Source organism: Herbidospora cretacea, assembly GCF_001570605.1.
GTDB classification, from domain to species: Bacteria; Actinomycetota; Actinomycetes; order Streptosporangiales; family Streptosporangiaceae; genus Herbidospora; species Herbidospora cretacea.
Genome location: NZ_BBXG01000032.1, coordinates 36,156 through 43,603, shown reverse-complemented (window position 1 = coordinate 43,603; position 7,448 = coordinate 36,156). Strand labels below are relative to the sequence as shown.

Sequence of the window (7,448 nt, the reverse complement as noted above, 5' to 3'; positions counted from 1 at the left end):
GAACTTCGCCGCGTCGGCGATCAGCTTCCTGAGCACGAACGCCGAGATCTCCTCCGGCGCGTACTGCTTGTCTTTGACCTTGAACCGCACGGCCCCGTCGGGACCCGCCGCGACGTCGAACGAGACCGCCTTGGTCTCGTCGTGAACCTCGTCGAAGCGCCGGCCCATGAACCGCTTGGCCGAATAGATCGTCCCCTTCGGATTCAGGATCGCCTGACGGCGGGCCATCTGGCCGACCAGGACCTCACCCTGGTCGGTGAAACCCACCACCGATGGTGTGGTCCGCGACCCCTCGGCATTCGGGATGACTGATGGATGGCCGTCCTCGGTCGTCGCGATCACGGAGTTCGTCGTGCCCAGATCGATGCCTACTGCCTTCGCCATCGCCATGTCCCCTCACGGTTCCGCGTGGTCTGGCCCATCCCTGCCGGGTTTCGCTGATCTCGGCCGCGATGCGCCGTCGGACTTTCCCAGCCAGAAGGTCGAACACGACTCCGCGACCGTCTGCACCGGCCTTTCTGAATTTGTCGTGGGGTGAATTTCGGGCTCGCCAGCCGACGGCGATCGCGGGGGGCGGCGCGAATGCCCTGCGCTGAATGCCGTAGCCGATCGCCGGCCGAATCAGGCCGCTATCGCGGAGCCCAGGGTTTGCCACGACCAAGGGCTGACGATCAGGAACACCAGGCTGACCAGCAGATCCATCCAGACACCGGTGCCTCCGCCGGTGGGTGACCGAGAAGTCTCGGACATGCGCAATCCCTAAGATGAACCCCCCGGTCTGAATCTATAAATTCATTCAAGGGGTCCGAATGGCTTCCCGAAACCCCCAAATATCCATTTTTGGATCAAACAGGCAAGGGAGGGGTGTCTCGGCAACCCTCGGTGGCCCTCCCAGCGACGGTGGGGCATCCATTTACGTACAAGATCGCTTCCGGGAGTCACCCGAGGATGATGAGCGCGGGCATCGCCGCGCCTCGCGGCCGGGCTGATTTCTGGAACCGCCCCGCCCCCGCCGGCGGCCCGCGAACGGAGCGCCATGATCTGTCTGCTGATCGACGTCGACGGCAGCTCGCGGGAGGTCGTCCTCCCGTTTCATCCGGCCGAACGCGCCGCGCTGGTCGACGGGCTGATCGGCGCGGCCTGGACCTGGGGATCGGCGCCGGGTCGTACCTCGGACCGGCCGACGCGGCGGCCGCGGACCTGAGCGGCGAGGCGTGGCGGTCCATCTACGGGCCGGTGGCGGTCTGCGTGCGGGAGCTGAGCGATGCGGGCGGGGAACACTTCGTGGACCTGACCGGTGGCCGACTGGCGGCGCTGTGCCGGCGACTCCGGCATCTTTTGCCAGGTGGCCGTTTCCCCACGAGAAGATCACCCCAGATCTACGAGGGGCCCAACCAGATCCAGCGGATGGTGACTGCGCGGCAGCTCCTCAAGTAGGGCTTGAACGGTGAAAACTCCGCCTTGGATGGCTCTGTGGCGGGGTTTTCGCTGTTCGGCTCAGGCTGCTTGAACGCTCACTGTTCTGCGAGAGATGACAGGCGGGCGGAACAGGCGATCGTCGATCGCCTCGCGGGGGCCGGTCGTAGGAACCGGGCATCAGGTGGGCGTACCACCGACCCCTCTCCTGCGGAGCCGGAAGGTCGACGACGCGCAGCGTTGATAGGGGCGGCACCGTGACTCATCGTCGGACCAGCAGCATGGCCGCGTCGTCGGGCAGCGGGCCGCCGACGTGGTCGAGGAGGTCGGCGCGCAGATCGTCCAGTGCTCTCTGGGGATCGGTGTGGCCGAGCAGGGCGAGGCGGTCGGTCAACGGGTAGAACGCCCCGCCTCCGTCGCGGGCCTCGATCACGCCGTCGGTGTAGAGGAGCATCTGGTCGCCCTCCGTGAACGGCACCCGCAACGGTTTGGGGCCGGGGAGTCCCAGGGCGGCCAGGCCGAGGGGAAGGCTGTCCTCCTCGGGTTCGAGCAGCTCGGCCCGTCCGTCGTGGCGGACCACCAAGGGCGGGGGATGTCCGCAGTTCAGGACGGAGATCTCGCCGTCGTGGGCTTCGGCGATGACGGCGGTCACGAACGTCTCTCCGCTCAGATGCCGGGCGAGGCTGGCCTCCAGACGCTCGCCGACGCCGGAGAGGTCGTCCTCCTCGTAGGCCGCTTCGCGGAAGGCCCCGAGCACCCAGGCGGCCGTTTCGACGGACGCCAGTCCTTTGCCCTGGACGTCGCCGATCAGCAGGCGGACCCCCTTGGGGGTGGTTACCACCTCGTAGAGATCGCCTCCTATCTGGGCCTCCGCGGCGGCGGAGGTGTAGGACAGCGCCACCCGCAGATCGCCGGCGCGGCGCGGGACCGGCCGCAGCAGGACGCGCTGGGCCGCCTCGGCCACCAGCCGGAGGTTGGCCAGTTCCCGCTCCCGTTTGAGCCGCAGGTGGCTGACCACGGCGGCGGCGCAGGTCACCCCGGCGATCGTCGCCAGGGTGACGTTGTTCTGGCGGGTGAACAGCAGGTCGTTGTAGGCCGCCAGCGGCAGGCACAGGGCGAGCGCCACCAGCCCGGTCAGGGCCGTGCGCCGGACGCTGCCCACCGCGGCGCCGAACGTCGGGCCGAGGGTCAGGAGGGGGAGGAATCCCAGGGTGGGGCCCGCCATGACGTCGGCGATCGCGACGGCGAGCATCACCGTGAACGGCAGTGCCGCCAGGACCGTCTGCGGCCTCATCTCACGCTCCTCTTCCCCGCGCTGCGCCGATGTTCTGCCCACTCAAGACGATTGCATACTGCAATGGTGTTGAATGCCGGTTCTGTCGCGCACGCTCAGCCCCAAGCGCGGGAAGGAGATCAACAGCCAGCCCGACCAGTCGACGGAGCTCAGCGGAGGCAGGCTGACCAGTGTGCCGGACACAAGCGGGGCGGCGGGTTTCAGGAGTTCGGCGGAACAGCGTCGCCCTCGAAAGGATCGTGCGGTTCCGCCAGGCCGGACAGCAGTACCGCGAGCAGCAGATCGGACGACTCGAACCTTGCCGACCAGGCTTTCCCGACCTGCGGACGATTGGTTGTGGTAGCAAATATTGCACATGGCATCTGTATGCTGGCGTAAGCGGCAGGTGGGTCGGGAAGTCTGGTCCGCGAGTCCGTGTTCGCGCTCCGTGCAGAGGCCGCCCATGCGTATCCCCGGTCATCTCCTGGTCTGTCATGGCTGAGGTGTCGATTTCCCAGTTCATGATCGTTGGCCAGGTCGTCATCGTCCGGATCAGCGGCGACCTGGACGCGGACAACTGCGCCGTGGTCCAGCAGGGCCTCGCCCGCGCCCTGGCCGTCCATGACCCGCCTCGCCTCGTCGTCGACGTGAGCGAACTGTCCTCCTCCGACTCCTACGGACTCGCCGCTTTCCTGGGGGCCGATCGGTATGTCCGGGAGACGCAGGGCCGGATGCTCGTCGCGGGCGCCGCGGGGGAGCTCCGGGTGGAACTGCGGAGGCGTGGTCTGGAGGCGATGCTCATGCTCCGGGGAACGGTGAGCGAGGCCGTCGCCGAACTGCGGATGTCCTCGCCGGACGGTTAGAGGGAGGGCCAGCCGAGAGGATGGGCGGCGGCCGGTGGTTCGCCGCCTGCTTCGTTGAACGCCGCCATGGCTCGTACGAGCGCCTGCCGCTGGTCGCGGGAGAGGCGGGAGACGATCTTCTCGATCTCGGCGCTGCGGCGGGCGGTGACCTCGTCGACGATGCGCCTGCCCTCGACGCTGAGCCGGATCAGGCTCTCCCGCCGGTTGCCCGGGTTGGTCGCCCGCACGACCAGGTTCGCGCCGGCCAGCCGGTCGGCCATGCGCATCGCCGTGGACGGGTTGACGTCCAGGGCCTCGGCCAGTGTCACCAGCTTGGCCTCACCCCGCCCGGCCAGCACCACGAGCATCCGGAACTGCGGCAGCGTGACCGCCTCGTCGACCGACCCCAGGGAGCGGGCCGCGATCGACACCAGCAGCCGCGACCCGGTCAGCACCGCGGAGACGACGGCGTCGAGATCACCCTCGCCGGCGCGCTCATCACTCATGAGGAGTTTCTACACGGATGCCCGCGCGGCGGTGTGCAGCTCGGCTGTGGTGAGGCTTCTGTCCGCACCGGGGCTCTTCGAGGAAGCCGCCCGGCGGTCGGCTCCGTCTCTGTGGCTTCCCGGCACACCCCAACGCCAGACGTTCTGCTCGATCGGTTTCTGGAGGCATCGGTGCCGGAAGACCTCGCCGTCCTCGTCGACGGACGCGTGTTCAGCCGTTGTCCAAGTGTCCCGCGATGGGCGTATTGATACGATCGGAGAAGGTGTGCCGGGAAGTCTGGTCGGCGGAATTCGACGCGTTCCTGCTATCAGAGCGGAGATCCATGCCCGGCACCGAGATTCGTCGTGCCCCTCGACTGTTCGACCGCAGCACCTGGCCCGAGGCCAGGCGGATCGCCGACATCCTGCGCAAGGAGACCATCGGCGGCGCGTTGCTGCTCGCGGCGGCGCTGGCCGCGATGCTGTGGGCCAACTCCCCGTGGGCGCAGGCCTACCGGGACCTCGGCGCGGTCGAGATCGGGCCCGCCGCGCTGCACCTCAACCTCGACCTGGCCGCCTGGGCGGCCGACGGCCTGCTGGCGATCTTCTTCTTCGTGGCCGGGCTGGAGCTCAAGCGCGAGTTCGTCGCCGGTGACCTGAGCGATGTCCGGCGCGCGGCCGTGCCCGTGGCGGCGGCCTTCGGCGGGGTGCTGATCCCCGCCCTGCTCTACCTGGCCATCGCGGGCGAGGCCGGAGCGCGAGGGTGGGCGATCCCGACCGCCACCGACATCGCCTTCGCGCTGGCCGTGCTGGCCGTCGTCGGCCGGCACCTGCCCGCCGGGATGCGCACGTTCCTGCTGACGCTGGCGGTGGTCGACGACCTGATCGCCATCGTCATCATCGCCGTCTTCTACACCGCCCACCTGTCGGTCCTGCCCCTGCTGCTGGCCCTGGCGCCGCTGGCGGTCTTCGCCGCGCTGGTACGGCGGCGGGTGCGCACCTGGTGGCTGCTGCTGCCGCTGGCGTTCGCCACCTGGGCGCTGGTGCACGCCTCCGGGGTGCACGCCACGGTGGCCGGGGTGCTGCTCGCGCTGACCGTCCCGGTGCCCCGCCGCGACGGCGGGGAGGGCCCGGGGCTGGCCGAGCACTTCGAGCACCGGTTCCGGCCGATCTCCGCCGGGATCGCGGTGCCGGTCTTCGCCTTCTTCTCCGCCGGGGTCGCGCTCGGCGGCCTCAGCGGCCTGGCCGGCACCCTGAGCGACCCGATCGCCCTGGGCGTGGTCGCCGGGCTGGTGGTGGGCAAGCCGGTCGGCATCCTGCTGGCGACCTGGCTGGTGGCCCGCTTCACCCGGGCGAGCCTGGACGAGGGGCTGGCCTGGATAGACCTGGTGGGCCTGTCGGTGCTGGCCGGGATCGGCTTCACCGTCTCCCTGCTGATCGGGGAGCTGGCCTTCGACGGGCAGAGCGGGGTCAAGGTCGCGGTGCTGGCCGGGTCACTGGCCGCCGCCCTGGCCGCGGCGGTGATCCTGCGGATGCGGGCCCGCGTCTACCGGCGGCTGCACGCCGCCGAGACCCGCGACTCCGACGGCGACGGCGTCCCCGACTGCTACGAGTGAGGCCGCTCTCCTACATCAGGTATCGCAGCCACAGGTAGGGCGTGACCAGGGCGACGGTGATCACGGTGACGACCAGGCCGTACTTGGTGAACTCCCAGAAGCTGATCGGCTGGCCGTTGCGGGCGGCGATGCCGATCACGACCACGTTGGCGGCGGCTCCGACGGCGGTGGCGTTGCCGCCCAGGTCGGCGCCGAAGGCCAGCGCCCACCAGAGCACCTGGGCGTGCTCGTTGCCTCCGTTGGCCTGGACCAGGTCGGCGGCGATGGGGCTCATCGTGGCGACGTACGGGATGTTGTCGACGATCGCCGAGATCCCGGCCGAGCCCCACAGCATGACCATCGTGGCCAGCCCGAGACGGCCCTCGGTGGCCTCGACGGCCAGGCGGGAGACCTGGCCGATCACGCCGGTCTCGACCAGGGCGCCGACCATGACGAACAGGCCGACGAAGAACACCAGGGTCGGCCACTCGACCTCGGCGATCGCCTCTTCCGTGGTGACCTTCGTGGCGGCCACCAGGATCCCGGCTCCCAGGATCGCGACGACCGAGGGCTCGTAGTGCAGCACCGGGTGCAGCACGAACGCCACCAGGACCAGGCCGAGCACCACGAGGCTCTGCCAGAGCAGGCGGCGGTCGGAGATGGCCTCCCGTTCGTCGAGCTGCATGATCTCGGCGGCGCGCTGTTCGTCGTACACGAAGGCCTTGCGGAACAGCACCCGGCACAGGCCGAGGAAGACGACGACCAGCACCACCACCATCGGCGCCATGTGCACCAGGAAGTCGTTGAACGACAGGCCGGCCCGGCTGGCGATGATGATGTTCGGCGGGTCGCCCACCAGCGTGGCCGCGCCGCCGATGTTGGAGGCCAGCGCCTCGGCGATCAGATAGGGCACCGCCGACAACCCCAGCCGCGCGCACACGAGGAACGTGACCGGCGCGATCAGCAGCACCGTGGTCACGTTGTCGAGCAGCGCCGAGGCTCCGGCGGTGATCAGGACGAGCAGCACCATCAGCCGGTAGGGGCGGCCCCTGGCGCGCTTGGCCGCCCAGATGGCCAGGTATTCGAAGACGCCCGTCTGTTTCAGCACCCCGACGATGACCATCATGCCGAGCAGCAGGAACACGACGTTCCAGTCGATCCCCGTCTCCTCGGAGAAGAACGCCGCCCCCGCGTCGGTGGCGTGGATGCCGAGCATGATCCCCGCCCCGCCGAGCGCGGCGGCCACTCTGTGGACGCGCTCGGTGGCGATCAGGGCGTAGACGCCCAGGAAGACCGCCAGCGACAGCCAGGCGAGGGCGCTCACGCGCCGGTGACCCGGTCGAACAGCACCGTCAGAGTGATCGCCCCGAGATAACGATCGTCCTCGACGACGGCGACCAGCGGGCTTCTCGTACGGGCCATCAGCGCGGCCACCTCCAGGATCGTGGCGTCGGGATCGGTCACGGGAAGTTCTCTCGGTCGTGGCGGCAGCGCGTCCCGGACGGTCCGGTCGCCGACGTCGTCGAGGAAGCGGTCGGCGTGGGCCTCGTCGACGACGCGGGCCAGCGCCGGGTCGTCCTGGCAGTAGCCGGGCACCGCGAGCGCGAGGACCTGGGTCCCCGGCAGGACGCTGTGGGGGAGGCCGTCGTCGTCGAGCACGATCAGCCCGGCGAGGTCGAGCTCGGCCATCAACCGGGCGGTTTCCCTGATCGGGGTGTCGAGGGCGACGGTGGGGAAGTCGGTGAGCAGATCGCGAGCACGCATGGCCCGGCCCTTCGGAGACGGCGAGGACTGTGCCGACCAGACTTCCCGGCTCACCTGGCAGGAACTCTAACAA

General features: G+C 69.6%; 9 protein-coding genes. 3 read left to right on the top strand and 6 right to left on the bottom strand.

The genetic code is table 11. From position 1 onward, the window contains the following. Window positions 1–384: Hsp70 family protein (locus AW270_RS36580; RefSeq protein WP_157523169.1), on the bottom strand; the 384-nt coding region annotated here is incomplete at its 3' end. Between the two features lie 237 nt (window positions 385–621). Next, window positions 622–750 (bottom strand): hypothetical protein, encoded by a 129-nt coding sequence (locus AW270_RS41980; protein WP_275477801.1) that lies wholly within the window; start codon window positions 748–750, stop codon window positions 622–624. Between the two features lie 286 nt (window positions 751–1,036). Between AW270_RS41980 and AW270_RS39320 the strand changes: the two genes are divergently transcribed. After that, complete coding sequence (locus AW270_RS39320) at window positions 1,037–1,204, top strand: hypothetical protein (RefSeq protein ID WP_157523166.1); 168 nt, start codon at window positions 1,037–1,039, stop codon at window positions 1,202–1,204. A 474-nt stretch (window positions 1,205–1,678) separates the two neighbouring features. Here AW270_RS39320 and AW270_RS36575 read toward each other — a convergent pair whose 3' ends face one another. Next, a complete protein-coding gene (locus tag AW270_RS36575) occupies window positions 1,679–2,710 on the bottom strand; it encodes a PP2C family protein-serine/threonine phosphatase (RefSeq protein WP_061300736.1) in 1,032 nt (343 codons plus the stop codon). Window positions 2,711–3,183: 473 nt separating this feature from the next. Here AW270_RS36575 and AW270_RS36570 point away from each other — a divergent pair, with 473 nt between their 5' ends. After that, window positions 3,184–3,552 (top strand): STAS domain-containing protein, encoded by a 369-nt coding sequence (locus AW270_RS36570; RefSeq protein ID WP_061300735.1) that lies wholly within the window; start codon window positions 3,184–3,186, stop codon window positions 3,550–3,552. Here the strand turns inward: AW270_RS36570 and AW270_RS36565 are convergent. Beyond that, a complete protein-coding gene (locus AW270_RS36565; RefSeq protein ID WP_061300734.1) occupies window positions 3,549–4,037 on the bottom strand; it encodes a MarR family winged helix-turn-helix transcriptional regulator in 489 nt (162 codons plus the stop codon). The genes AW270_RS36570 and AW270_RS36565 overlap by 4 nt on opposite strands. A gap of 323 nt (window positions 4,038–4,360) precedes the next feature. On the opposite strand from AW270_RS36565, the gene nhaA reads away from it, so the two are divergent. Beyond that, a complete protein-coding gene (gene nhaA / locus AW270_RS36560; RefSeq protein WP_061300733.1) occupies window positions 4,361–5,632 on the top strand; it encodes a Na+/H+ antiporter NhaA in 1,272 nt (423 codons plus the stop codon). A 10-nt stretch (window positions 5,633–5,642) separates the two neighbouring features. Here nhaA and AW270_RS36555 read toward each other — a convergent pair whose 3' ends face one another. Beyond that, the gene (locus AW270_RS36555; protein WP_061300732.1) at window positions 5,643–6,935 is read right to left on the bottom strand and encodes an ArsB/NhaD family transporter; all 1,293 of its coding nucleotides are present in this window, start codon (window positions 6,933–6,935) and stop codon (window positions 5,643–5,645) included. Next, on the bottom strand, window positions 6,932–7,375 hold the full coding sequence (locus AW270_RS36550; protein WP_061300731.1) for a CBS domain-containing protein: 444 nt from the start codon (window positions 7,373–7,375) through the stop codon (window positions 6,932–6,934). Before AW270_RS36550 ends, AW270_RS36555 begins: the two co-directional genes overlap by 4 nt. Window positions 7,376–7,448: the final 73 nt, after the last annotated feature.

What these genes read in the sequence shown, in the direction of transcription:
- AW270_RS36575 (WP_061300736.1), bottom strand. Translation starts at nt 2,710, where the DNA reads ATGAGGCCGCAGACGGTCCTGGCGGCACTGCCGTTCACGGTGATGCTC.
- AW270_RS36565 (WP_061300734.1), bottom strand. Translation starts at nt 4,037, where the DNA reads ATGAGTGATGAGCGCGCCGGCGAGGGTGATCTCGACGCCGTCGTCTCC.
- nhaA (WP_061300733.1), top strand. Translation starts at nt 4,361, where the DNA reads ATGCCCGGCACCGAGATTCGTCGTGCCCCTCGACTGTTCGACCGCAGC.
- AW270_RS41980 (WP_275477801.1), bottom strand. Translation starts at nt 750, where the DNA reads ATGTCCGAGACTTCTCGGTCACCCACCGGCGGAGGCACCGGTGTCTGG.
- AW270_RS36550 (WP_061300731.1), bottom strand. Translation starts at nt 7,375, where the DNA reads ATGCGTGCTCGCGATCTGCTCACCGACTTCCCCACCGTCGCCCTCGAC.
- AW270_RS39320 (WP_157523166.1), top strand. Translation starts at nt 1,037, where the DNA reads ATGATCTGTCTGCTGATCGACGTCGACGGCAGCTCGCGGGAGGTCGTC.
- AW270_RS36570 (WP_061300735.1), top strand. Translation starts at nt 3,184, where the DNA reads ATGGCTGAGGTGTCGATTTCCCAGTTCATGATCGTTGGCCAGGTCGTC.